Annotated in this window: 24 protein-coding genes; 7 read left to right on the top strand and 17 right to left on the bottom strand. The window is 68.8% G+C overall.

Annotated elements, in window-relative coordinates; all coding sequences use genetic code 11:
- A partial coding sequence (locus tag EG885_RS08610) for a Smr/MutS family protein (RefSeq protein WP_207392233.1) occupies positions 1-368 on the top strand: 368 nt, incomplete at its 5' end.
- Between the two features lie 53 nt (positions 369-421).
- Here the strand turns inward: EG885_RS08610 and EG885_RS08605 are convergent.
- From EG885_RS08605 to hslV, 3 genes are all read right to left on the bottom strand, one after another.
- Positions 422-601, bottom strand: a complete 180-nt coding sequence (locus tag EG885_RS08605) for a PLDc N-terminal domain-containing protein (protein ID WP_131574070.1) — start codon at positions 599-601, stop codon at positions 422-424.
- Between the two features lie 61 nt (positions 602-662).
- Positions 663-1,970, bottom strand: coding sequence for an ATP-dependent protease ATPase subunit HslU (gene hslU, locus EG885_RS08600; RefSeq protein WP_131574069.1), 1,308 nt, complete (start codon positions 1,968-1,970; stop codon positions 663-665).
- A 103-nt stretch (positions 1,971-2,073) separates the two neighbouring features.
- On the bottom strand, positions 2,074-2,628 hold the full coding sequence (gene hslV, locus EG885_RS08595; protein ID WP_131574068.1) for an ATP-dependent protease subunit HslV: 555 nt from the start codon (positions 2,626-2,628) through the stop codon (positions 2,074-2,076).
- A gap of 103 nt (positions 2,629-2,731) precedes the next feature.
- Here hslV and EG885_RS08590 point away from each other — a divergent pair, with 103 nt between their 5' ends.
- The gene (locus EG885_RS08590; RefSeq protein WP_131574067.1) at positions 2,732-3,634 is read left to right on the top strand and encodes a hypothetical protein; all 903 of its coding nucleotides are present in this window, start codon (positions 2,732-2,734) and stop codon (positions 3,632-3,634) included.
- A 34-nt stretch (positions 3,635-3,668) separates the two neighbouring features.
- Here EG885_RS08590 and trxA read toward each other — a convergent pair whose 3' ends face one another.
- From trxA to tsaE, 5 genes are all read right to left on the bottom strand, one after another.
- A complete protein-coding gene (trxA, locus tag EG885_RS08585; RefSeq protein WP_131574066.1) occupies positions 3,669-3,989 on the bottom strand; it encodes a thioredoxin in 321 nt (106 codons plus the stop codon).
- A gap of 63 nt (positions 3,990-4,052) precedes the next feature.
- Positions 4,053-7,496, bottom strand: a complete 3,444-nt coding sequence (addA, locus tag EG885_RS08580; RefSeq protein WP_131574065.1) for a double-strand break repair helicase AddA — start codon at positions 7,494-7,496, stop codon at positions 4,053-4,055.
- Positions 7,489-10,431: a double-strand break repair protein AddB gene (gene addB / locus EG885_RS08575; protein WP_131574064.1), complete on the bottom strand. Its 2,943-nt coding sequence runs from the start codon at positions 10,429-10,431 to the stop codon at positions 7,489-7,491. Before addB ends, addA begins: the two co-directional genes overlap by 8 nt.
- A complete protein-coding gene (locus EG885_RS08570) occupies positions 10,424-11,098 on the bottom strand; it encodes a nucleotidyltransferase family protein (protein ID WP_131574063.1) in 675 nt (224 codons plus the stop codon). Before EG885_RS08570 ends, addB begins: the two co-directional genes overlap by 8 nt.
- Positions 11,086-12,480, bottom strand: coding sequence for a tRNA (adenosine(37)-N6)-threonylcarbamoyltransferase complex ATPase subunit type 1 TsaE (gene tsaE, locus EG885_RS08565; protein ID WP_131574062.1), 1,395 nt, complete (start codon positions 12,478-12,480; stop codon positions 11,086-11,088). The genes EG885_RS08570 and tsaE overlap by 13 nt, the downstream gene beginning before the upstream one ends.
- 108 nt (positions 12,481-12,588) lie before the next feature.
- On the opposite strand from tsaE, the gene EG885_RS08560 reads away from it, so the two are divergent.
- The gene (locus EG885_RS08560; protein ID WP_165571081.1) at positions 12,589-13,194 is read left to right on the top strand and encodes a COG3650 family protein; all 606 of its coding nucleotides are present in this window, start codon (positions 12,589-12,591) and stop codon (positions 13,192-13,194) included.
- Between the two features lie 7 nt (positions 13,195-13,201).
- Here EG885_RS08560 and dapB read toward each other — a convergent pair whose 3' ends face one another.
- A complete protein-coding gene (gene dapB, locus EG885_RS08555) occupies positions 13,202-14,035 on the bottom strand; it encodes a 4-hydroxy-tetrahydrodipicolinate reductase (RefSeq protein WP_131574060.1) in 834 nt (277 codons plus the stop codon).
- Positions 14,036-14,116: 81 nt separating this feature from the next.
- Here dapB and rbfA point away from each other — a divergent pair, with 81 nt between their 5' ends.
- From rbfA to truB, 3 genes are read left to right on the top strand one after another with little or no spacing between them, the layout of a single operon-like run.
- A complete protein-coding gene (gene rbfA, locus EG885_RS08550; protein ID WP_131574059.1) occupies positions 14,117-14,557 on the top strand; it encodes a 30S ribosome-binding factor RbfA in 441 nt (146 codons plus the stop codon).
- Positions 14,547-15,305 carry a phosphodiester glycosidase family protein gene (locus EG885_RS08545; protein ID WP_131574058.1) on the top strand — a complete coding sequence of 253 codons (759 nt, stop codon included), beginning with the start codon at positions 14,547-14,549 and terminating at the stop codon, positions 15,303-15,305. Before rbfA ends, EG885_RS08545 begins: the two co-directional genes overlap by 11 nt.
- Positions 15,306-15,359: 54 nt before the next feature.
- Entirely contained in the window at positions 15,360-16,253 is an 894-nt protein-coding gene (gene truB, locus EG885_RS08540; RefSeq protein ID WP_131574057.1) for a tRNA pseudouridine(55) synthase TruB, read from the top strand.
- Between the two features lie 75 nt (positions 16,254-16,328).
- Here the strand turns inward: truB and EG885_RS08535 are convergent, their stop codons facing one another.
- From EG885_RS08535 to EG885_RS08525, 3 genes are all read right to left on the bottom strand, one after another.
- Positions 16,329-17,141, bottom strand: coding sequence for a C40 family peptidase (locus EG885_RS08535; protein WP_131574056.1), 813 nt, complete (start codon positions 17,139-17,141; stop codon positions 16,329-16,331).
- A gap of 2 nt (positions 17,142-17,143) precedes the next feature.
- A complete protein-coding gene (locus EG885_RS08530; RefSeq protein WP_131574055.1) occupies positions 17,144-18,508 on the bottom strand; it encodes a leucyl aminopeptidase family protein in 1,365 nt (454 codons plus the stop codon).
- Positions 18,509-18,654: 146 nt separating this feature from the next.
- Positions 18,655-19,032 (bottom strand): hypothetical protein, encoded by a 378-nt coding sequence (locus tag EG885_RS08525; protein ID WP_131574054.1) that lies wholly within the window; start codon positions 19,030-19,032, stop codon positions 18,655-18,657.
- A gap of 139 nt (positions 19,033-19,171) precedes the next feature.
- Between EG885_RS08525 and EG885_RS08520 the strand changes: the two genes are divergently transcribed.
- Complete coding sequence (locus EG885_RS08520) at positions 19,172-19,819, top strand: carbonic anhydrase (RefSeq protein ID WP_131574053.1); 648 nt, start codon at positions 19,172-19,174, stop codon at positions 19,817-19,819.
- 16 nt (positions 19,820-19,835) lie between these two features.
- Here EG885_RS08520 and EG885_RS08515 read toward each other — a convergent pair whose 3' ends face one another.
- The 5 genes from EG885_RS08515 to EG885_RS08495 all read right to left on the bottom strand — a co-directional run bounded on the left by EG885_RS08515 (position 19,836) and on the right by EG885_RS08495 (position 24,449).
- Entirely contained in the window at positions 19,836-20,441 is a 606-nt protein-coding gene (locus EG885_RS08515) for a DedA family protein (RefSeq protein WP_131574052.1), read from the bottom strand.
- 3 nt (positions 20,442-20,444) lie between these two features.
- The gene (locus EG885_RS08510) at positions 20,445-21,467 is read right to left on the bottom strand and encodes an aspartate-semialdehyde dehydrogenase (protein WP_131574051.1); all 1,023 of its coding nucleotides are present in this window, start codon (positions 21,465-21,467) and stop codon (positions 20,445-20,447) included.
- Between the two features lie 107 nt (positions 21,468-21,574).
- Complete coding sequence (locus tag EG885_RS08505; protein ID WP_131574050.1) at positions 21,575-22,213, bottom strand: glycosyltransferase family 29 protein; 639 nt, start codon at positions 22,211-22,213, stop codon at positions 21,575-21,577.
- The gene (locus tag EG885_RS08500) at positions 22,210-23,250 is read right to left on the bottom strand and encodes a glycosyltransferase family 4 protein (RefSeq protein WP_131574049.1); all 1,041 of its coding nucleotides are present in this window, start codon (positions 23,248-23,250) and stop codon (positions 22,210-22,212) included. The genes EG885_RS08505 and EG885_RS08500 overlap by 4 nt, the downstream gene beginning before the upstream one ends.
- Positions 23,247-24,449, bottom strand: coding sequence for an MFS transporter (locus EG885_RS08495; RefSeq protein WP_131574048.1), 1,203 nt, complete (start codon positions 24,447-24,449; stop codon positions 23,247-23,249). The genes EG885_RS08500 and EG885_RS08495 overlap by 4 nt, the downstream gene beginning before the upstream one ends.
- Between the last annotated feature and the right edge of the window lie 55 nt (positions 24,450-24,504).

The raw sequence follows: 24,504 nt of genomic DNA, 5'->3' as shown, positions 1-24,504 counted from the left end.
CCGCCGAACGGCTGGCACAGGCGGGTCTGCGCATGGATGCCAAGACCCACCGCAAGATGAGCCAGGGCAAGATCCAGCCTCAGGCACGGCTGGACCTGCACGGCCTGACCCTGTCCGCCGCCCAGCCCGAGCTGATGCATTTCGTGCTGTCCTGCCATGCCTCGGGCCTGCGGCTGGTGCTGGTGATCACCGGCAAGGGCCGCGGCGATCACGGCCCCCTGCCCACCCGACCCGGCGCCCTGCGCCACCAGGTGCCCTATTGGCTGCACAGCCCGCCCTTGGCGCAGGTGGTCCAGCAGGTCACTGCCGCCCATTACCGCCACGGGGGCGAGGGCGCCTATTACGTCTATCTGCGCCGCGCGCCATGAAAAACGCGCCCCGGATGGGGCGCGCGTGATCGGATCGGCGGTGGTCCGGTATGTCAGACCCGGAAGTTCGCCTTGGGTCCGGCGAAATACCAGATGATCAGGCCCACGACCGGCAGGATCAGGATCAGCAAAATCCACAGGATCTTGGTCTTGTTGCTGGCATTGGTGTTGATGATCGAGGCGATGGCCCAGACATCCAGTGCAAAGATGATGACGCCGAAAAGCCAACCCATGTGATCCGTCCCCTGTTGATGTCAGCCAGCCAACACCCTGGCCCGGCTGACAGTTCCCACCCTACAGGACATAGCGCGACAGATCGGTCGACCGCGACAGATCGCCCAGATGCTGTTCGACGAACGCCGCATCCACGCTGACCGATTGGCCGCTGCGATCGGGCGCATTGAAGGACAGCTCCTCGAACACCCGCTCGATGACGGTGTACAGCCGCCGCGCGCCGATATTCTCGACCGAGGCATTCACCTCGGCCGCGATCCGCGCCAGCGCGGCGATGCCCTCGGCGGTAAAGGACACCTCGACCCCCTCGGTGGCCATCAGGGCGCTGTATTGACGGGTCAGGGCATTGTCCGTCTCGGTCAGGATGCGGATGAAATCCTCTTCGGTCAGGGCTCGCAGCTCGACCCGGATGGGCAGGCGGCCCTGCAATTCCGGCAGCAGGTCGGACGGCTTGGCGACATGGAACGCACCCGAGGCGATGAACAGGATGTGATCGGTCCGCACCGCGCCGTATTTGGTGCTGACGGTGGTGCCTTCGATCAGCGGCAGCAGATCGCGCTGCACCCCCTCGCGGCTGACATCGCCGCCGCGCGCGTCCGAACGCGCGCAGACCTTGTCGATTTCGTCGATAAAGACGATGCCGTTTTCCTGCACCGCCTCCAGCGCCGCCGCCTTGACGGCATCGTCATCCAGCAGCTTGTCGGCCTCTTCCGCGATCAGCAGCTCATAGCTTTCCGACACGGCGATCTTGCGCCGCACGCGCCGCCCGCCGAATGCCTTCATCAGCCCCGACAGATCCATCATCCCGCCAAGCGGCTGTCCGGGCTGGCCCGGCATTTCCATCCCGCCAAGCGGGTTCGAGTTGTCCTGGACCTCCAGCTCGATGATCGTGTCGTCCAGCTCGCCGCGCTTCAGCTTGTCGCGAAACATCTGCCGCGTGCCATCGCGGGCATCCTTGCCCGCCAGCGCTTCGATCACGCGTTCTTCGGCGGCCTTGTGGGCGCGGGCCTTCACATCCTCGCGCATCCGGTCGCGGGTGTCGGTCATGGCGGCATCGGTCAGATCGCGGATGATCTGTTCGACATCGCGCCCGACATAGCCGACCTCTGTGAACTTGGTCGCCTCGACCTTGATGAAGGGCGCGTTGGCCAGCTTGGCCAGACGACGGCTGATCTCGGTCTTGCCGACGCCTGTCGGGCCGATCATCAAGATGTTTTTAGGATAGACCTCATCGCGCAGATCGTCGCCCAGCTGCTTGCGGCGCCAGCGGTTGCGCAGCGCCACCGAGACGGCGCGCTTGGCATCATTCTGCCCGATGATGAACCGGTCCAGCTCGGACACGATCTCGCGGGGGGTCAGATCACTCATAGGTTTGTCTCCCATCAAAGGCCCGGCGCAGCACACCGCTCGCCCTCTCTTCTTCATGAAAATATCCTCGGGGGGTCCGGGGGGCGAAGCGCCCCCGGCCTTCTCACCCGATCGTCTCGACCGTCAACCGTCCGTTGGTGTAAACACAGATATCCGCCGCGATCGCCATTGCCTTGCGGGCAATCGCCTCGGCGTCCAGATCGCTTTCCAGCAACCCCCGCGCGGCGGCCAGCGCGAAATTGCCGCCCGATCCGATGGCGGCGACGTCATGTTCTGGTTCCAGCACATCGCCCGCGCCGGTGACGACCAGCAGGTCCACCCCGTCGGTGACGATCAGCATCGCCTCCAGATTGCGCAGATACTTGTCCATGCGCCAATCCTTGGCCAGATCCACGCAGGCCCGCTGCAACTGGCCGGGCGCGGCCTCCAGCTTTTTCTCCAGCCGTTCCAGCAGGGTAAAGGCGTCGGCGGTCGAACCGGCAAAGCCCACCACCACATCGCGACCGCCGGGGGTCAGGCGGCGGACCTTGCGGGCACTGCCCTTCATCACGGTCTGGCCGACGCTGACCTGCCCGTCACCGGCCACGACGACCTTGCCACCCCGGCGGACCGCCAGGATCGTGGTGCCGTGCCAGCCGGGAAATCTGTCCTCTGCCATCTGGGGCGCTCCGTTCATCATTCTGGTTCCTGCGGCAGATATGAAGGCCGGGCCCGGCTTGCAACCCGTTGAAAACCGCCCCGCCCCGCCCTAGCCTGCCGCCATGAGCGCCGATCTGCTGCTATCCGTCTATCTTCACCCCCCGATCCTGCACACCGCCCGTGCGGGCAAGCTGGGCTTTCTGAACCGGATCCGGACGATTCTTGAACCGCAGGGCTGGCAGATCGAGATCCTGCAGTCCGGCCTGTCGGCCCGAGAGGCCGCGCCGACCCGCCCCGGCTATGCGCTGTTCAATATGGAGCGTCCGACCCATGACCGCGCCCTGACCTTCCGCCGCGCCTATCATTTCCCCTATTGGCGGCTGGAGCGGCAGGCCGAACGCTGGCGCTGGCCCATCGCGCAGGCGGCGTTCGATCCGTCCAGCATCGAACCCGATGCCGCGCGCAACTTCCTGCGCCGCCTGCGCGGGCGGGTGCTGCCCGGCGCCGATCCGGTGCAGGGCGATCACATCCTGATCCCGCTGCAGGGCCATATCCGCCGCCAGCGCAGCTTTCAGTCCACATCGCCGGTCAGGATGGTGCAGGCCGCCGCGCGCACGGGCCGCCCCTGCATCGTCACGCTGCACCCCAAAGAGGTCTATGACGAGGCCGACCGGGCCGCGCTGGACCGTCTGATCGCCAGCCACCCCAACATCACGCTTGGCGGGGATACGATGGCGCGGCTGCGCGATTGCGCCTTCGTGGTGACGCAGAACAGCTCGGTCGGGTTCGACGGGCTGATCCTCGGCAAGCCGGTGGTCCTGTTCGCCCTCAGCGATTATCACCATGTCACGCTGGATGCCGGGCGGCTTGGCGCGGCCGAGGCGCTGGCCCGTGCCCCGGATCACACCCCGCCGGTGGACAGGTTCCTCGACTGGTTCCTGCGCCGCACCGCTTTGGACATGATGGCCCCCGATGCCGATGCGCGCCTGTTGTCGGCCATGAAAAAAGGCGGCTGGCCCGTCTGAGGGGCCGCCGCCTTGATCCGTCATTTGCGGAAGATCAGACCGATTCGTCGATCCAGCTTTTCAGCGCCGCCTTGGGGGCCGCGCCCATGCGGTTCGACACGACCTCGCCGTTTTTGAACATGAACAGGGCCGGAATGCCGCGCACGCCAAGGGCTGCCGCCTGTTCGGGGTTCTCGTCGACATTGATCTTCACGATCTTGATCTTGCCCGCATATTCGTCGGACAGCTCTTCCAGAGCCGGGCCGATCTGCTTGCAGGGGCCGCACCATTCCGCCCAGAAATCGACGATGACGGGGGTATCGGCCTGACGCACTTCGGCGTCGAATTCGGTGTCGTTCACATGCACGGTGGCCATGGCTGGGGCTCCTGATCAAGGGGGGGCCGGCGATGACCGGCGGGGCGGGGTTCACGTTAACAGCTAGGAACCAGAGACCCCCGGGTCAAGGGGCAGAGGGTCCGCGATCAGCCCCGCCATGACCGGATCTAGCACCGGATCGGGCAGGGTCATCAGGCTGCGGCTGGCCGTCCACAGGATCGCCATGCGCAAGGGACGCCCCGGCCAGATGCCCTGCAGCGCGGCACGGTAAGCCGCCATCTGCCGCAGAATGCCCAAGGGCACGGCATCGGGCGTCGCGGGCAGATCGGCATTCGTCTTGTAATCGACGGCGGTGATCAGGTCGGGCGTGATCACAAGCCGGTCGATCACCCCGTTCAGAATGCCAAGCCCCGGCAGCGGGGCGGTCAGCGCCACCTCGGACAGGATCTGCGCGTCGGGGCCGGGTTGCAGCACCTCGGCCAGCGCCGGGGCGGTCAGGACGGCGCCCGCCTCGGCCAGCAGATCGGCCAGATCCTCGGCATCGGGCAGTCCGCCCTCGGCCCCCGACAGGATGGCGCGGGCAAGGCGGGGCCAGTCGGGGGCGGCATGGGCGGGCAGATGTTCCAGCAGCAGATGCAGCCGCGTGCCGCGCAGCATCGCGGCGTCGCGGTCACCTTCGCTGGTCGCGGCCAGCACCTTGGCGCCGCCCAGCCCGCTGGCGGTGACGGGGGCCGAAAAATCGGGCGCCGGGGGCGGAAGGCGTCCCGCCCAATCGGGCAGGGCGCGCAGCGGGGCGGGCGCAGGGGCCGTGCCCTCGGCCTCGGCAGGCCAGTCGCCCCAGGACAGGCGCAGGCCGGTGCCGATGCCGTCGATGACCAGATCGCTGCGGTCCAGACCGCTGCGCGCCGCACCTTCGGCAATCATCGCGTGCCAGCTGTCCAGCCCCTCGCCCGTCTCGCCCGCCGCCGCCACGATCAGCCAGCTTTCGGCGCGGGTCATCGCGACATACAACAGGCGGCGGCGTTCCTCGTCCTGCCGACGCTCGTTATCGGCCACCGCCATGGCCACCGCGTCGCAGCGATCTGGCGCCGCGCCGCGCCAGACCGGAACCTGATCCAGCCGGACCAGAGGCTGGCGGTTGTTCGCCTTGCGGCTTTGCGTTTCGGGCAGGATCACGATGGGGCTTTCCAGCCCCTTGGACCCGTGGACCGTCATCACCCGGATCAGCCCGCCCGCGCCGCCGGGCAGCTGGCGTTTGACCTCGACCTCGTCGCTGGCCAGCCAGACCAGAAAACCGGTCAGCGAGGGCGTTTCCACCTGCTCATAGGCCAAAGCCTGCGACATCAGCTCGTCGATGCCATCCTCGGCCTCGGGGCCAAGGCGCGCCAGCAGGGCGGCACGTCCGCCATGACGCGTCAGCAGGCGGGCGATCAGGTCATGGGGGCGCAGGTAATCGGCATGATCGGCCAGATCGTTCAGCACATCATGGGCGTGGCGGTGATCCGACTGACGCAGCCGCATCCACAGATATTCCCGCCGCCCGCGTCCCCGCGCCAGCCGGTAGAGATCATCCTCGGACAGCCCGAACAGCGGCGAGCGCAGGGCCGAGGCCAGCGCCAGATCATCCTCGGGCGTGGCCAGCACCGACAGGGTGGCGGTGATGTCGCGCACGGCCAGTTCCCCCGCCAGCCGCAGCCGGTCGGCGCCCGCCACCGGCAGGCCCGCCGATTTCAGCTCGGCGATCAGGGCGGCGAACAGGTCGGCCCGGCGCTGGACAAGGATCTGGATGTCACCCGCCGCGATGGGGCGCGGCAGGCCCGATTTCGCGTCCAGGATGGGCGTGCCGATCATCGCGCCGATCCGGGCGGCGATATGGCGGGCCAGCTGCGTGTCCGCATCGTTTTCCGAGGGCGCATCGACCGGGCGGGTCCAGTCCTCGGGGTCGGTCTTGTCGGGTTTGGGCAAAGCGGGCCAGATGTCCACGCGGCCGGGCAGCGTGTCGCGAAAGGCCAGATGGCGGGGCGGATCGCCCAGACCCGCCGCAGCCTCGCCCTGAAAGACCGCATCGACCAGCCGCAGGATCGCCGGAGAGGAGCGGAAGCTGTGCGCCAGCCCGCGCCGCTGCATCGGCTGCCTTGCGGCCTGAAAATCGCGGTCGAACAGGTCGCGCATCGCCTCGAACACCGCGATGTCGGCGCCTTGGAAGGAATAGATCGACTGCTTGGGATCGCCCACCACGAACAGCGTGCGGGGCCGATCATGCGTGCCCGCGCCGCTGGTGAATTCGTCGGTCAGGCGGCGGATCACCCGCCACTGGCCGGGGCTGGTATCCTGCGCCTCGTCCACCAGAATATGGTCGATCCCGCCATCCAGCCGCCACAGCACCCATTGCGCCATGCTGGATTCCTCCAGCAACTGGGCGGTGCGGCGGATCAGGTCGTCAAAATCCAGCCAGCCCTGCGCGGTCTTGGCGGCATTCATGCGGGTGGCAAAGGCATGGCCGAAACGGTGCAGCGCCAGCGTCCTGTCCATCGCCGCCAGCGCCAAAGCCTGAGGCCGGGCCAGTTCGACCCGTTCCATCAGCGCGTTCAGATCGTCCATGAAGGGGGCGCAGGGACCGTTGGCCATCGCCTTGGTCGGGATCTTGCCGATCTTGGCGCCGAAGGGAACGGCGGCCTTGGCCCCGAACAGCAGGCAACCCGAAAGCCGTGCCAGATCGGCCAGGGACGGATCGCGCCAGCGCACCTGCGCCAGGGCATCGGCCAGCTTGACATCGGTGACCGATCCGCGCCGCAGCGCCGGGATCAGCGCATCGGCCAGATCGGCATCCGTGCCGGTCATGACCTGCGCCAGCAGGCCGTCCACCGTCAGGCCGGGCGGCACGTCCAGCATTGCGGCCAGTGCGGCGGGGTCGGGTGCGGCCTCGTAATCGGCCAGCGACAGGCCCGCCAGAAAGCGGTCCAGATCGTCGCCCGAATGCAGCCGGGTCAGATCGGTGATGGCGGGATCGGATCCTTCGGCCATCTCCTCGATGATCTCGGATCGCAGGGCGCGGGCGCTGCGGTCGTCCAGTTCCGCAAATCCCATCGGCACCCCGGCCTCCAGCGGAAAGCGCCGCAGCAGGGCCGCGCAAAAGCTGTGGATGGTCTGGACCTTCAGCCCGCCGGGCGTTTCGATCGCCCGGGCGAACAGGCGCCGGGCGGCGGCCAGATCGGGAGGGGCCAGATCGGGTTGGGGCTGATCGGGTTGGGGCTGATCGGGGGCTGCATCCCGCCCCTCGCCCAGTTCGGCCAGCTCGGCGCGCAGGGCGGGTTCGGGCAGCATCGCCCACCGGCCAAGCCGCGCCAGCAGGCGGTTCTGCATCTCGGTCGCGGCGGCCTTGGTATAGGTCAGGCACAGGATGCGTTCGGGCGGCGTGCCAGCCAGCAGCAGCCGCGCCACGCGGTCGGTCAGCACCCGCGTCTTGCCCGATCCGGCATTGGCGGTCAGCCATGTCGATCGCAGCGGGTCGGCGGCGGCGATCTGGTTCCGGGTCGCCTCATCCATGATCGCCCACCTTTTGCGGCACCGCGCTGTCGGTCAGCGCCCATTCGCCGAACCGCGCCAGATGGTCATAATCCCCGGCATAGGATGTCTTTTGCGGCGCGCGCATGGAGGTGAACCCGGCCTCTCCGGCCAGATAGGCGGCAATCAGGCGCACGAAACCGTCCCATGTCTCGCCCTCGATCTGGTCGGAATGCTCGCGCGAAAAGGTCCGGCCCTCGCCACCCAGCTGGATATAGCGCAGGCCCGCCACATCCACCGGCCCAAGTGCGTCGAAACCGCCGCGCCGGGCCATCGCGGCCTCCAGCATCAGCTGTTTGTCGAAATGGCGGATCATCGCATCGGTGGGCGGCGTGCCGGATTTATAGTCATAGACGACGACCTGACCGTCCTTCAGCAGGTCGATCCGGTCGGGTTTCGCGGTCAGGGTGAAGTCCATCCCCTGCAGCGCGACGCGGCCCCGGTTCTCGATCACCATGGGCGCGCCTTCGGCCAGCCGGGCCAGCTCATCCGCAACGATGCGGTCGGCGATCCCCGCAATCCGGGCCGCCCAGAAAGCGCGGGCGGCGGGCCAGGGCACTTCGTCCGTCAGCACCAGAGCGGTCAGGCGCAGGAAATCGGCGCGCAGAGCCTCGGGCGGTGTGTCGGGATGAGGGCGCGATTTCAGCAGCGCCTCGACGATGGCATGCAGGGTCTGGCCGCGCAGCGCCGCATCGGGCTGGGGCCGCAGCGGTGGCAGGGGGCGCAGACCCAGCACCCGTTTGGCATAGACCGCATAGGGGTCGCGGATCAGCAGCGAGACATCGGTGACCGGCAGTTCCGCAAAGGGCGGATTCGGCGGCAGGGGCGAGGGGCGCGGCGCCGGTGCCACGGCGGCGGGCGGGCGGGCCAAAGCCTGCGCCATCGCCAGCCAGTCCGCGCCCCGCGCCCGCATGTCGGCCAGCGCCTGCGGGCCACCCCGGTCGGGCAGCCCGCCCATCAGGTTCAGCATCCGGTTCAGCCAGCGCGAGGGGATGGTTTCCGCCTCGGCATCGCGTTTCGCGCGGGTTAAAAACACCCGGTCGGCGGCGATGGCCTGCTGAAAATCATGCGCGGCCAACCCGATCTGGCGTTCGGGCAGCGGCAGGCCTGCCGCCGCGCGCATCTGCCGCGACAGCCACGGATCGGGTGACAAGGGCTGGGGCCAGCCGCCCTCGTTCAGGCCGGACAGAATGACGGTGCCATGGCCGTAAAGCCGCGCCTCTCGCGGGCCGCGGATGCGCAGGCAGGGATGGCCCGCCACATCCTCGCGCAGGGCCTTGGCCTGCAATTCGGTGACCAGAAGGGCGCTGAAATCGGCGGGGCCGATATCGGGGCCCAGATGGGCGTGTTCGGCCAGATGGTCCAGCACGGCCCGTGCCATCTGCCCCGCCTTGTCCTGCCACAGCCGCGATTTCTCGGAGTTGCCGCCCGGCCCGGCGGCCAGGGCCTGCGCCAGATCCATCATGTCCGACAGCCGGTCGGGCAGCGGGCGGGGCGCGCGGTCGCGGGCGATCGCGGTGATGCGGGCCAGCATCGCGGCCAGCCATTCCGCCCAGATCTTGCGGGTCTCGTCGCCCTTGGTGGCCCAGTCCGCCAGCGTGTCGGCATCGGGAAAGGCCGGGCCGTTGCGGCGCAGCTCCAGCTCCAGCTCGCGGGTTTCGCGCAGCATCTCGTTGCGGCCGATCAGGTCGGACCCGGTGGCGGTCAGCGGGTGTTTCAGCAGGATCAGCAGCCGGTCGATGGTCAGCGCCTGACCAAACAGCGCCGCCACCTGCCGCAGGAACAACCCCGGCGCGGTCAGCGGCAAGGGCCGTCCGGCGCTGTCATCGGGGCGGATATGCCAGCGGTCCAGCGCGGCGGTGACGCGGCGGATCAGCCCGCTATCGGCGGCGATCAGGGTGATGCGTTCGCGGCGTTCGGCGGCGTCGCGCATGATCAGGGCGATGGCCTCGGCCTCGGTGCCGGACTGGTCGGCCTCGATCAGGGTCAGGGCGGCGGTGGCGGGGCCCAGATCGGGCAGGCCGGGCCCTTCGGCAATCCATTGATCGGTGACCGGTGCGGGCCGCAGGGCCAGCGAGATCAGGCGGTTGCGATCGATTGACGGGGGCCGCGCATCCGACCAGCGGCGGGGATAGCCTGCCGCGGCGATCAGAGGTGCAAATCGGGCCTGCGGATGGTCGTCGGCCTGTTCCAGCCCGTCCCAGACCAAGGGCGGCTGGTCGAAATCGAACCCCGGCAGCACGACCGAGCCATTGGGCAGCGCCGCCACCGCCTGCATGTAGAGCCGCGTCGCCCCATGCGATCCGGTCGAGCCTGCGACGATCACCGGTCCCTGCGGCAGGTTCACGCCCTGCGGCCAGTCCCGCAAGGCGGCCTCGGCTGCGGCGCGCTGGCGGGCGGGGCGGTCGCGCCACGGCTCGTCCAGATGGAACCCGGCGGCGATGCGCAGGAAGGCCAGCGCGTTCTGCCAGTGGCGGGCGTGATCGCCTGTGTCGATCGCCTCCAGCGCGGTGATGTCGCGGCCCTCGGTTTGCATTTCGACCATCAGCTGGGACAGCGATTGCGCCAGCACCGGGATGGAATGGCCCGCCCCCAGATCGGGGCGCAGGGCCATCATCTGCGCGATCAGCCGCGCCAGTTGCAGGCGGCGGGCCAAGGGCGCCTCGGGCGGGTCGGGCATCAGCAGCGGGCCGGGGTCGATCCCGGTGATCGAACGTATCTGCGGCATCAGCAGCGGCCCGGCCCGGTCGAAGGCCCGCGACAGCGCGCCCCGCGTGGGGGCGGCATTGGTCAGGATGGTGACGCGGGCCAGCGCCTCGGGCGGCTGATCCGCCATCCGCGCCAGCAGGCCCTGCACGAAGCATTCGGCGAAATCGACGCCGGGGGGCAGGGCGTAAAGGCCGCGCATCTCAGCCATCCAGCATCGCCTCGGCCAGCGGGATCGCGTCGGGGCGGCCCACATCGCACCAGCCGCCCGGATGGATCATTCCGTGAACCCGGCCCCCGGCGATCAGCAGATCCCACAGGCGGTTCAGCGAAAAGGCGGCATCGGGAATGTTGGCCAGCCGGTCGGGGCGGATCATCTGCGCGCCCGCATAAACGTAATCGCCCTGCCGGATCAGGCGGTTGTCCGGGCCAAGGCTGAAATCCCCCCCGCCCTGCCGCCCCGTTGCCTGCGCCAGAGGCACCAGCGCCAGCAGCGCGTCCATGTCATCGCGCCACGCCCCGGCCAAAGCCGTCAGCACATTCGGTCCGGTCCAGACCACATCGGGGTTCAGCGTCATCACCGGCCCCCCCCGAGGAGCCAGCACAGGCAGCGCGTGGCGCAGCCCGCCGCCGGTCTCCAGAATCAACCCGGCCTCGGCGCTGATCGCGACGTCCTGCCCGTGCAGGTGGCGTTCGATCTGCGCGCCCAGATAATGGGTGTTCACCACGATGGGGGCCGCCCCCGCCGCGCGGGCCAGATCCAGCGCGCGGTCCAGCAGGCTGCGGCCCGCGACCTCGATCAGCGGCTTGGGGCGCAGGTCGGTCAGGGGCCGCATCCGGGTGCCAAGGCCCGCGGCAAAGATCATCAGGGGCGGCATCGGGCGGTGATCCTTTCGCGCAGGGCGGCGTCGAGGGCGGCGTCGGGTTCGGGGACATCCGCCAGCGCCGCGCGCAGGGGCGCCAGCGCGGGGTGATGCAAATTGCGTTGCAGATGGCCCCAGACCCGGGGGATGAAATCCAGATAGCGCGGCTTGCCGTCCCGCACCGCCAGCCGCACGAAGACCCCCAGAATCCGCAACGCCCGCTGTGCGCCGATCAGCGCATAGGCGGCGCGGAACGGGTCCGCCGCAGCCCCGGTGGCGGCCAGATAGCGCGCGATCTGCGCCTGTTCGGTCTGCGGGTCCACATCGCGCCGCGCATCCTGCAGGCAGGAGACCAGATCATAGGCGGGATGGGCCGCCACCGCGTCCTGATAATCCAGCAGGCCCAAGGGCACCTCACCGCGCCAGATCAGGTTCTCGGCATGGAAATCGCGCAGGCTGATGCGGGGCGGCAGATCGGTGCACAGCCGGTCATGCAGGTCCGCGATCAGGTGCCCAAGATCGGGCGCGCCGGGATAATAATCGGTGAACAGCCCCACCAGATCGCCCATTGCCGCCCCGTCCAGCGGCGCCACGAAGTCCGGCAGCGGCTGGCGGTGCAGATCGACCAGCAGATCGGTGATGCGGTCATGGATCAGGGGGGCCAGCGCGGGCTGGTCCGCCAGAACCCGCGCGACCAGATCGTCGCCCAGATCCTGCAGCAGCAACAGACCCTGCGCCTGATCCTGTGCCAGAATTTGCGGCGCGCCAAAGCCGCGATCCCGCAGCCAGCCGGTCATCGTCCCGAAAGGCCCCACCGCGCCCGAAGGGTCGTCCATCAGCACCGCCCCGCCCCCGTCACCCGTCAGCCGGAAATACCGCCGGGCCGAGGCATCGCCCGCCAAGGGGCGCACCCGCGCCTCGGCCCAGCCCGCCTGCGTGACAAAGGCCGCGCGCGCGGCCAGCCGGTCGGCGCCGGGGAAATCCATGGCGATGCGGCGCAGGTCGGGATCGGCATCGGGGGTCAGCGCAATGATCCGCGCGCCCGGCGGAAAGGCCGCCAGCCGGTCGGGCCACTCGATCAGACAGATCGCGTTGGCCATCGCCTCGTCCAGCCCCAGCTCGTCCAGCTCGGACGGATCGGTCAGGCGGTACAGATCGGCATGCCAGATCTGGGTGCCCATCGGATCGTCATAGGTCTGGACCAGCGTGAAGGTCGGGCTGGGCACATCCTCGGCCTGATCGCCCTGCCGCGCGCGGATGAAGGCGCGGGCGAAATGCGTCTTGCCCGCGCCCACCGGGCCGTCCAGCAGCACCGTGTCGCCCGGCGCCAGATCGGCGGCCAGCATCCGCGCCAGCGCTGCGGTCAGGGTTTCGGATGCGGTCAGATGCACGGTCATGGGGTGGTTCTAGCCGCTTGCCGCGCCGGGGGGAACCATCCGCGAAACCGTGAGATGCGCGGGCGGCCCCGACGCGCTAAACTGACGGCGACCCATCCCGGAGGCCCCATGCTGCGCACCACACTTGCCCTTGCCCTGACCCTGATCCTGGCCGGTCCCGCCTTTGCCACGCAGGAATATATCCTGCCGACGCTGTTCGACGTGGCCCGCGTGGCCCCGGACGACGTGCTGAACATCCGCGCCGACCCCGACGCGAATGCGGCAATCATCGGCACGCTGGCCTCTGATGCCACCGGCATCGAGGTGGTCGAGGAGACCCGGGGCTGGGCAAGGGTCAATACGGGCGAGGAATCGGGCTGGGTGTCGGCCCGCTATCTGGATTATCGCACGGATGTCTGGGACGAGGGCGCGCTGCCCGAGGGGTTCTTGTGCTATGGGACCGAGCCGTTTTGGGCCGTCAGCGCCAGGGACGGCGCGCTGGTGCTGGAACAGGCCGGGCTGCCGGACCGCGCGGCCCCGGTGCAGGACGTGCTGTCGACCGGGGTCTTTCGCGATCCGACCCGCGCGGTGGTGGCGCAGGGGATGACCCTGACTGCCATGCCGCAGCACTGTTCGGACGGGATGTCGGACCGGCTGTTCGGGTTGCGCGCGCTGCTGGTGATCCATGACGATCCGGCCAGGATGCTGGGCGGTTGCTGTTCGGTCCAGCCTTGACGGGGCCTTACAGCCCCAGCACGTCATGCATGTCGTATTCGCCCGGCCCCTTGTCCTGACCCCAGATCGCCGCTCGGATCGCGCCGCGCGCAAAGATCGCCCGGTCGGTCGCCAGATGGCGCAGCACGATGCGTTCGCCACTGGTCGCAAAGATCACGTCATGTTCGCCCACCACATCGCCGCCCCGGATGGCTGCAAAACCGATCGAGCCGGGCGCGCGCGGCCCGGTGATCCCGTCGCGTGCTGGCGTGCGCAGATCGTCCAGCGTGGCGCCGCGCCCCTCGGCTGCGGCCTCGCCCAGCATCAGCGCGGTGCCCGAGGGCGCATCGACCTTGTGGCGGTGATGGGCCTCGACCACCTCGATATCCCAGTCCTCACCCAAAGCGGCGGCAACCTTGCGGGTCAGACCGACCAGCAGATTGACCCCAAGCGACATGTTTCCGGCCCGGATGATCGGGGCGTGGCGGGCGCTGGCCGCCAGCGCCGCCAGATGGTCGGGGCCCAGCCCGGTGGTGCCGATCACATGCACGGCGCGGGCCTGCGCGGTCAGTTCGGCAAAGGCCAGCGTGGCTTCGGGGGTGGTGAAGTCGATCACCGCCTGCGCCTGCGCGATGGCCGTCACCGCATCGTCGCTGACGATCACGCCCACCGCCGCGCCGCCCATCGCCATGCCGATATCCTGCCCGATCCAGTCATGTCCCGGGCGCACCAACGCGCCGACCAGCCGCAATTCAGGGTTTTCCAGCACCAGCCGCACCAGCATCTGCCCCATCCGCCCCGAGGCGCCGGTCACGACCACGCCCGGCAGCTGTGGCTGGTCGGTGTTCTGCAAATCGCTCATGGCGTGTCTTCCTGTCCGGGGCTTGTCGGGGGGCGTTTTACCCCGTTGCGGCGCGGCCCGCGACCCCCTACATCGGGGATCATGGCACAGAACCGCAATTCTCATGGTCAGGGCTCGAAGGCGCAGCGTCAGCTGCGTGTGGGCGAACTGATCCGTCGTACCCTTGCCGAAGTGCTTGCACGCGGCGATGTCCACGACCCCGAACTGAACCGTCATTCGATCACCGTGGGCGAGGTGCGCACCTCGACCGACCTCAAGGTGGCGACGGCCTTCGTGCTGCCTTTGGGCGGGCGCGAGGCCGACGAGGCGCTGCTGGCCCTGCGCCGCAATGCGCCCGAGCTGCGCCATCTTGTCGCCAAGGGCCTGACGCTGAAATACGCGCCCGAGCTGCGGTTCCAGCTGGACGAGACCTTCGACATGATGGACGACACCCGCCGCCTGTTCGAGGATGAGCGCGTGCGCCGCGATGTCGAGGCGCCGGACCGTCCCGATGACGCGTCCGAGGATGACGATGCGCGCTGACCTGCCGCGCCGCCTTGCGGTGGCCTGCGGGATGCTGATGGCGCTGGCCTTGCCGTCGGGCGCTGCCACCTGCGAACGGGTGGATCATGACGGGCAGGGCTATGTCCTGTGCGAGGTGCCCGCCGCGCAGGAGCCGGCGCTGCGGCTGTGGCAGGACGGCCCGGATGGGGCGCCCCTGCGCAACTTCGCCAATGTCCGCCGCAGCCTGCAGTCGGGCGAGGATCTGTCCTTCGCCATGAATGCGGGCATGTTTCATGACGATTACCGTGCCGTGGGTCTGCTGATCATCGACGGGACCGAGCTGTCGCCCATCGTCACCGGAGGCAGCCGCGACAATTTCGGGATGCTGCCCAATGGCGTCTTCTGCACCGGCGGTGCCCGGCCCTTTGCGGTGATCGAGACGCTGGAATTCGCCGACACCCGCCCCGATTGCCGTCTGGCCAGCCAATCCGGGCCGATGCTGGTGATCGATGGCGAATTGCACCCCCGCTTTCTGGTCGATAGCGACAGCCGCTATATCCGGAACGGCGTGGGTGTGGCGCCCGACGGGCAGACGGCGTGGTTCGCCATCTCCAGCCGTCCGGTGACCTTCCACGAATTCGGGCGGTTCTTCCGCGACGGGCTGGGGGTGCGGGATGCGCTGTATTTCGACGGCTCGATCTCGCGGCTCTATGCGCCCTCGGTCCGGCGGGCGGATTTCGGGCGCAGCATGGGGCCGATCATCGGACTGGTCCAGCCGGGCGGTTGACCGCCCCGGATGCGGGGGCTATGCCCCGGCGCTTGGTTTTGCAGGAGTGATCGCATGGCGCGCAAGAAGGGCCGGGACATCAGCGGCTGGCTGATCGTTGACAAGCCCGCAGGGGTCGGTTCGACCACCGTCGTGGCCAAGGTGCGATGGGCGCTGGACGCGAAGAAGGCGGGCCATGCGGGCACGCTGGACCCCGATGCGACCGGCGTTCTGGCCATCGCCCTGGGCGAGGCCACCAAGACCGTGCCGATCGTCACCGATGCGCTGAAATGCTATGACTTCGTGGTGACATGGGGGGCCGAGACGGCGACCGACGATGCCTCGGGCGCGGTCGTGCGGACGTCGGAGGCGCGGCCCACGGCGGCCGAAGTGCAGGCGGGGCTGGCCGCGTTTACCGGCGACATCATGCAGATCCCCCCCGCCTTTTCCGCCGTCAAGGTCGAGGGCGAGCGCGCCTATGATCTGGCCCGCGAGGGGATCGAGATGGAATTGGCCGCCCGCCCACTATGGGTCGACAGCCTGACCCTGCTGGAGGCGAACGAGGGGTCTGCCCGGCTGGAGATGGTCTGCGGCAAGGGCGGCTATGTCCGGTCCATCGCCCGCGATCTGGGCCGGGCTTTGGGCTGTCTGGGCCATGTCGCCCATCTGCGCCGCACCTGGTCCGGGCCATTCGAGGTCGAGCACGCCGTGCCCTTCGACCGGGTGGACCGGGACGCGCAGGAGTGGCTGGACAGCCAGATCCTGCCGCTGGAGACGGGGTTGACCGACCTGCCCATGCTGCGCGCCACGCCCGAGGGCGGCATCCGCATCCGGAACGGCAATCCCGGCGAGGTGACCGGCGGGGCGGAATGGGGCGAACTGGTCTGGGTCATGGATGCGCAGGGGCCGGTCTGCATCGGCCGCTATCAGGGTGGCATGGTCCAGCCCGAACGGGTGTTCAATCTGTGATGCCGGAAGGGGGGCGCTGCCCCCCGTCCTGACGGACTCCCCCCGGGATATTTGGACCAAGATGAACTGGGGGCCTCAGGTGGGGCGGCGGGCGCCGAGGAAGGGGCCGTCGCCTGCGGCGTCGATCCGGGCGAGGGCTTGGGGAATCGGTTCGGTGATGACGGACATGGTCCAGGCGGTGGCGTGGATCATGATGTCCGGGGACAGGGCCATCGCGACATGGCCGGGCCAGAACATGAGATCGCCGCGCCGGATTGCCTCCGTAGCCGGAAAGGCCGCGCGTTGCAGGTCGCTGTCGCCGGGGCAGGGGATGCCTGAGGCCGTCAGCGCCGCCTGCACGAGGCCCGAGCAGTCTATGCCCGCCCGGCTGTTTCCGCCCCAGAGATAGGGCGTGCCCAGCAGCGTCTCGGCCACGGCGGCGGGATCGGGGGCGGGGGTGTCGCCGATATGGGGCAAGGGCACGCAATCGCCCGAGGCGAGGCGGGCGAAGTTCCCCTCGGTCCCCGTGACGGACAGGCGGGCGCCGATCGACAGGGCGGCGGTCTGGGCCAGTTTCATGTCGGGGCCGGGGTAGAGATGCGTGGCAGGCGCCGTGACCCGATGGGTCAGGGGCGGCAGATCGAAGCTTAGCGCCGCGCCGGGCAGCCAGCCGCAATAGCCGTCCAGCGCGGCCTGCACGAAGCTCATCGCGCCGCGATCCTCGATCACCGTCAGATCAGCGCCGAAATTGATCTGGCGGTCGCGCCGCCCGTCGGGTGCGTTCAGCAGATCGGCCAGCGGCACGGCCAGCCGTGCCGGGCGGCCCGGTGTGAAGGCCGGGCGGTCCAGCTGGCCGCGCAGCGATTGCAGCGCCACGCGGTCGGTGGCGGGGGTCAGGCGGCTGTCCATGATCAGAAGAGCCGCGGCAGGGCGGCCAGAATGGCGCGGGCGCCCTGGCCCACGCCCCCTTTGGGACGGCCCGGCGCGGCCACCGGCTGCCAGCCATAGATGTCCAGATGCGCATAGCGCCCCGCGCCTTCGGCAAAGCGGCGCAGGAACAGGGCGGCGGTGATCGATCCCGCCATGCCGCCCGAGGGGGCGTTGTCCAGATCGGCGATCGCGGGTTCGATCAGAGCCTCGTACGGATCCCAGAAGGGCATGCGCCAGATCGGGTCGCCCACCTGCATCGCGGCCTGTTGCAGGGCCTGTGCGGTGGCATCGTCGTCGCAATAGAGCGGCGGCAGATCGGGGCCGAGCGCCACCCGCGCCGCGCCGGTCAGCGTCGCCAGAGAGATCATCAGATCGGGGCTTTCCTCGGCCCCATAGGTCATCGCATCGGCCAGAACCAGCCGGCCTTCTGCATCGGTGTTGTTGACCTCGACCGTCGGGCCCTTGCGGCTGGAAAGGACATCGCCGGGACGAAAGGCATTGCCCGCGACGCTGTTTTCGACCGCCGGGATCAGCACCCGCACGCGCAGCCCCGCAGCCGCCCCGGTTCCGGCCAGCATCTTCAACAGGCCAAGCGCGGTGGCGGCGCCGCCCATGTCCTTTTTCATCAGCCCCATCGAGGCGCCGGGTTTCAGGTTCAGCCCGCCGGTGTCGAAGCAGACGCCCTTGCCGACGATCGTCAGCATCGGCCCCTGATCGCCAAGCCGGATATCGATCAGGCGCGGATCAGAGGCGGCGGCGCGGCCCACGGCGTGGATCAGCGGAAAGTTCTGTTTCAGCAGCGCCGTGCCGCTGATCACCTCGATCCGGGCGCCAAGGCTGTTGGCCAGCGCGCGGGCGGCGGCCTCCATCTGGTCGGGGCCCAGATCACTGGCGGGGGTGTTGATCAGATCGCGGGTCAGGAACTCTCCGGCGGCGATGGCCAGCATGCGGTCGGCGTCCACGCCTGCGGGGCAGACCAGACGCGGGCCGGGCACGGTCGCGCCCTTGTAGCGGGTGAAGCGGTACTGACCCAGCAGCCAGCCAAGCGCCAGCTGGTCGGCGTCCAGCCCCTGTGGCAGGTCGGCCAGCTGCCAGTCGCCGGGCGGCAGGGATTGGGCGCGGGCCAGGGCAAAGCGGTCGCGTCCGGCCTGTGCCGGATCGCCCAGGCCCATGATCGCGCCGGACAGCCCGCCCGAGGCATCGGGCAGCAGACAGATCTGGCCCGCGCGTCCGGCAAAGCCGCAGGCCTGCGGCCATGGGCCCGCCGCTGGCGGCAGCGGATCGCCTGCCCAGACCAGCCAGAGCGGCAAGGCGGTGTCGGAGGCAGGCGCGAATTCGAGGGTCATGTCGGTATCCTTGGCAGATCGGCGGCCAGCCTACACGCCCGGCCCGTGCCTGCAACCCCGGCCCCGAATGCCCCACGGCGGGACGGATAATGCCCCCGGCGCGACACGCCCGGCCCCCAAATGCCTGAGCGATGCGCCGCGCGGCGCTAGGGCAAGGCCGTGCGGTCCCAGATCGCGGTCAGCGAGCGGTTGCCGACCCGGTCCAGACGCCCGGCGATGGCCGACAGGGCGGCGGGGTCGTCGCGCAGCGCGATGCTGCCCAGATCCATCGCCACGCCTGCCAGCGACAAAAGCCCGATCTGCCATGCCAGCCGCGACAGCCGTTCGGACTGGGTCGCGGCCAGCGTCAGATCATTGGCCTGCAAGGCCGCCTGAACCGCGACCAGTGCCGCGGCCAGCTGTTCCAGCGCCAGCCCGATGACGTGCTGGGCCGCGGTTTCGCCCAGTTCGGCAATGATCTCTGCCACGCGGCGGCTGTCCACGCGCACCACTTCGGACACCGCCAAGGCCGCAATCTGTGCCATTCATACCTCCGCAGGGATCTGTCCCGATCGGTGCGACGATGGCGGGAACCGATGAAGAAAGGCTTGATGGGCGGCTAAGAAAAGGCTCGAATTTGTTTCAATCAGGGCCTATCAGGCAGGTCAGAAAGCGAGGTTCGCGATGCATAACCTGTCTCCGTTGCCGCAATATCTGATCAAGCGTTATCATGGCTGGAAAGCCACATCCTATAACGAAAACCGCGCCTGGTTCCGGCGTCTGGCGACCGAGGGGCAGCGCCCGCGCGCCATGGTCATTTCCTGCTGCGACAGTCGGGTGCATGTGACCAGCATCTTTGGCGCCGATTCGGGCGAGTTCTTCATTCACCGCAACATCGCCAATCTGGTGCCCGCCTATGCGCCCGACGGGTTGCAGCACGGCACCTCGGCGGCGGTGGAATATGCGGTGGCGGCGCTGAAGGTCGCGCATCTGATCGTGGTCGGGCACACCAGTTGCGGTGGCGTCGCGGGCTGTCACGCCATGTGTTCGGGTGCCGCGCCCGAGCTGGAGGAAAAGACCAGCTTCGTGGGCCGCTGGATGGACATCCTGCGCCCCGGATATGACCGGGTGAAGGATCTGCCCGAGGACGATCAGGTGCCCGCGCTGGAACGCGAGGCGGTGCTGGTCTCGTTGGAGAACCTGATGACGTTTCCCTTTGTCCGCTCGGCGGTCGAAGCCGGAGAGATGTCGCTGCACGGCATCGTGCATGACATCACCGAGGGCACGCTGGTTCAGGCCGAGGATGGCGGCAAGCGGTGGGTTTCAGTCTGACGGGGGGGTCGTAAGATCAGTCCGACGGATCGGGGCGCCAGCGGATGACGCGCCACACATAGACCGCGACGATCGCCAGAACGATGGCGGTCGACAGCGGGTCGATCCAGTGGCTGACGGAATCATAGCCGTTTTCCAGCGCATAACCGGCCAGCGCCAGCCCGCCCGACCAGATGAAGCTGCCGATGGCGGTATAGATCAGGAACCGCCCGGTGGGCATTTGTGCCAGCCCCGCCGGGACCGAGATCAGCGTGCGGATGGTGGGCAGGAAGCGCCCGAAGAACACCGCAGCCCCGCCGTGGCGGGCGAACCAGCCCTCTGCGCGGGTCAGTTCGGACGGGGTCAGGGTCAGCCAGCGGCCATAGCGGGCCACCAGCAGATGCAGGCGGGCGGGGCCATAGGCGCGGCCCAGGGCGTACCAGAACCACGCCCCAAGCGTCGATCCGACCCCGCCCGCCAGAATGGCCAGCCACAGGGGCGTGCCGCCCCGCGCGGCGTTGAAGCCCGCCAGCGGCATGATCAGTTCGGACGGGATGGGCGGGAAGATGTTTTCCAGCAGCATGAGGGCGGCGATGGCCCATGCCCCGCCGCCCTCCAGCAATCCGGTGATCCAGTCGAACAAGGATCAGCCCTTTTTCAGGCAGCGATTGCCCAGCAGTTCCGCGATCTGCACCGCGTTCAGGGCGGCGCCCTTGCGCAGGTTGTCGCTGACGCACCACAGGTTCAGGCCGTTTTCCACCGTGCCGTCCTGACGGATGCGGCTGATGAAGGTGGCGTAATCGCCCACGCATTCGATCGGCGTCATGTAGCCGCCGGGTTCGCGCTTGTCGATCACCAGGATGCCGGGGGCCTCGCGCAGGATCTCGCGCGCTTCGTCCTCGTCCAGAAAATCCTCGAACTCGATATTGATCGATTCCGAATGGCCGACAAAGACCGGCACGCGCACGCAGGTTGCGGAAACCTTGATGGATTTGTCGATGATCTTCTTGGTCTCGACCACCATCTTCCATTCCTCTTTGGTCGAGCCGTCTTCCATGAAGACGTCGATCTGGGGAATGACGTTGAAGGCGATCTGCTTCTGGAACTTGTTGGGGGCCTTTTCCTGACCCGGCACATACATGCCCTTGGTCTGGTCCCACAGCTCGTCCATGCCGTCCTTGCCCGCGCCGGACACCGACTGATAGGTCGACACGACCACGCGCTTGATCCGCGCCCGGTCATGCAGGGGCTTCAGCGCCACGACCATCTGCGCGGTCGAGCAGTTGGGGTTCGCGATGATCATCTTGTTCTTGTAGTCGTGGATCGCCTCGGGGTTCACCTCGGGGACGATCAGCGGGATCTGGGGATCATAGCGATAGAGCGAGCTGTTATCGATCACCACGCAGCCCGCCGCCGCAGCCTTGGGGGCGTGGATCTTGGTCGCGTCCGAGCCGATGGCGAACAGCGCCATGTCCCATCCGGTCCAGTCGAACTGCTCGATATCCTTGATCTTCAAAGTCTTGTCGCCAAAGCTGACCTCGGTCCCCTGGCTGCGGCGCGAGGCCAGAACGGCGATCTCGTCCACGGGGAACTGGCGCTCGGCCAGAATGTTCAGCATTTCGCGGCCCACATTGCCCGTGGCGCCGGCGACGACGACTTTGTAACCCATTTCGGGGGAACTCCTATGTCTGCGGTCGAAGGCGTCTAACCCAAACCGCCCCGCATGGGAAGGGTCTTGGCCCATCCGGGCCGGTCGGGGCGGGGTCGGGGCCGGGTTCAGGCGATCAGCGTCAGGCGGGGATCGCTGCGGCAGAGATCCCCGACCCATGCGGCCTCGGCGTTGAAGTCATGGGGCACGTCGCCTGCCGCGCGGCGGCCCGACAGGCTGAGGCTGGCAAAGAAATCGAACCCATACAGCGTCAGGGATGCCAGATCCGACCGCAACGCCAGATCGATCATCATCGCCCCGGTGGTGGGAGGCGCGGCCAGCCGGTCGCGCAGCGCCTGCACGTCGCCCGGCGGGTGCAGATAGAAGCCGGGGCTGCGCGCCGATTGCCAGTCCAGCCGCTTGCGCTTGGGCGACATCCACAGGATGCGGGTGGGGTTCAGCCGGGCACGGTCGGCATCGCCAAGCCGCACGGCCAGCGCCAGCCAATCGGTGCGGGTGCCGTGGCTGCGCGCATCGGGCATGGGCGCGCGGTTGATGCGGATGACCAGATCGGCGGCGTCGATCCGGGGGCCGTGGTCGCTGTTCCCCAAGGCGCGGGCATTGCCGATCAGCGCGACATGGCGGCCCCGCAGGTCGCCCAATAGGTCTGCCTGCGGGGCCGACAGATCGGCCAGCGGGCTTTCGGCACGAAGCAGCCGGGCGGTGGCAAAGCCAAGGCGCGGCGGGATCAGCACCGGCAGCCTCATGTCCGGGCCAGCAGGTCGTTATAGACCTGCACCAGCGCCCGTGCCTCGCCCTCGATGGCGTGGTTCCGGCTTACATGGGCGCGGGCGGCCTGACCGGCGCGGATGCGGCCCGCGTCATCGTCCAGCCAGCGGGCCAGCGCCGCCGTCAGGGCCGGGGCATCGCCGATGGGCACAAGGCTGCCGGTCTCGCCCTCGCGGATCAGCGTCTCATAGGCGCCGACGCGGGCGGCGACGGTGGGCACGGCGCAGGCTGCGGCCTCCAGCGGGGTCAGGCCGAACCCCTCCCACCGGGCGGGGGCTGCGAACAGATCCAGCGCCTGATAATGCGCGATGACCTGATCCCACGGCAATTCCCCCAGAAAGCGGATGCGGTCGGACAGGCCTGCGGCACCGATCCGCGCCTGCAGATCGTCGGCAAAGGCGCGGTTGTCGGGGGTGATGCGGCCCGTGAACAGGATCTGGGCGCGGGGACGGTCGGGCAGCAGATCAAGCCCCGCCTGCACCAGCAGATCGACGCCCTTTTGCGCGCGCACGCGGCCAAAGCAGCCGATCAGCAGCGCATCGGGGTCCAGCCCCAGATCGCGGCGCAGCGCGGCACGGTCATCGGCGGGGCGAAAGGTCTGCGTGTCCACGCCATGCAGGATCACGGTGGCGGGGCGTTCCAGATAGCTGGCCGCCTGCGGCGAGGTCGCGACCAGCGCGTCCTGCTGGCGGATCAGCCAGCGGGTCAGCGCCTTGTGGTGGCGCTGCGCGGCCGAGGTGAACAGCAGCCGGTATTTGCGCCGCAGGACATGGCGCAGGATCAGGCCAAGCGCCATTTCCGTATTGCGCCGCGCATGCCAGACGCGCCAGCGGTCGCGGGGCAGGGTGGCCGCGCGGATCAGCGTAATGTGGGGGATGTCCGGCGGCAGGCCGGGGCCGGTCGCGGCGATGTCGATCATCGTCGCCTGAACCGGGATCAGCCGCACCACGGTCGCGGTCACGCCCGACAGGCGGCGTTTCAGGTTGGGGGCCACGACCAGCGGCGTGTCAGTCATGCGGGGGCCTCATGCGGATGCGCCTCGGGCGTCAGAAAATACAGCAGGAACCCGACCGCCAGCGGGATCAGGAAGAACAGCCATAGCATAGCGAAGGCCTCGGCCGGGGGATAGGCGGCCTCGGCCGCGCGATAGACGGGGCGCGAGGCGAATTGCATGATCCCCACCCCTCCGATCGAGAACATGTTGAGGAAGGTGACCCCCCTCCCTACCAGATGCGGGGGCAAAAAGGTCCGGCCATGCGCCATCAGCAGAGGATAGGCCGAGCCGAAAAAGCCCAGGACGACCAGACAGGCGGTGATGACGCCCAAGGGCAAGGCGGGGTTCAGCCACATGGCGGTCATCACGGCGATCATGATGGCCGAAAAGACGATGACCGCCCGGCGCGCGCTGCCCGCCAGCCGTGCGGCGGGGCCGACGGCAAAGCTGCCTGCGACCATCGCCAGACCCATGGCCAGCGTCACCCGCCCGATCTGGGTCGCATCGGCCCCGTGGACCTGTTCCAGATAGGGTGCCGCCCACAGCCCCCGGATCGCCGCCGTCACCGCATAGTTCACTGCAAACAATGGCAGGATGAACCACAGCGCGCGCAGCCGCAGGATCTGCCCGACGGAACCCTGCGGATGTTCGGACCCAAGCCGCGCCGGGTCGCGCACGCAGGCCAGCACCAGCGCCGCGACCATCAGCGTCACCGCCGCCAGCCCCCAGAGGGTTTCGCGCCAGCCCGCCGCGTCGATCACCCAGACCAGAGGCGAGGCGCCAAGGATATTGCCCAAAGACCCGAAGCCGACCAGCAGCCCCGCCAGCATCCCGAACGAGGCGGGCGGATAGTCCCGTGCAAAAATGTAATACGGCCCCATCAGCGCGGGCGAACAGCCGATCCCAAGCGCCGTCATCGCCAGATGCAGATGCCAGGGCGCGCTGGCTTGGGCAAAGATCAGCGCCCCTCCGGCCCCGCCCAGGGCCAGCAGCCAGGCGACCGTGCGGCGCGGGCCAAAGCGGTCCAGCGCCGCGCCCACCGGCATCTGCATCAGTGCAAAGGCCACGAACCACAGCCCCGAGGACAGCGCCAGATCGCCGGGCGAGGCGCCGATCTGATCCTGCAGCACCGGCGACAGAACCGCCAGAAAGGCGCGATAGAATTGCGACAGCATATAGGCCAGCACAAGGCTGACCAGACTGGCCGTAAAGATGCGCATCAAGGTTCTCCATTCCCCGGGGCCAAGCTGGGCCAAGGGAACGAAAGCTGCAAGA

It is taken from the genome of Paracoccus nototheniae, assembly GCF_004335005.1.
Classification (GTDB): Bacteria; Pseudomonadota; Alphaproteobacteria; order Rhodobacterales; family Rhodobacteraceae; genus Paracoccus; species Paracoccus nototheniae.
Note: the sequence above shows the minus strand (reverse complement) of the source record. Positions and strands in the feature narration are given on the sequence as shown.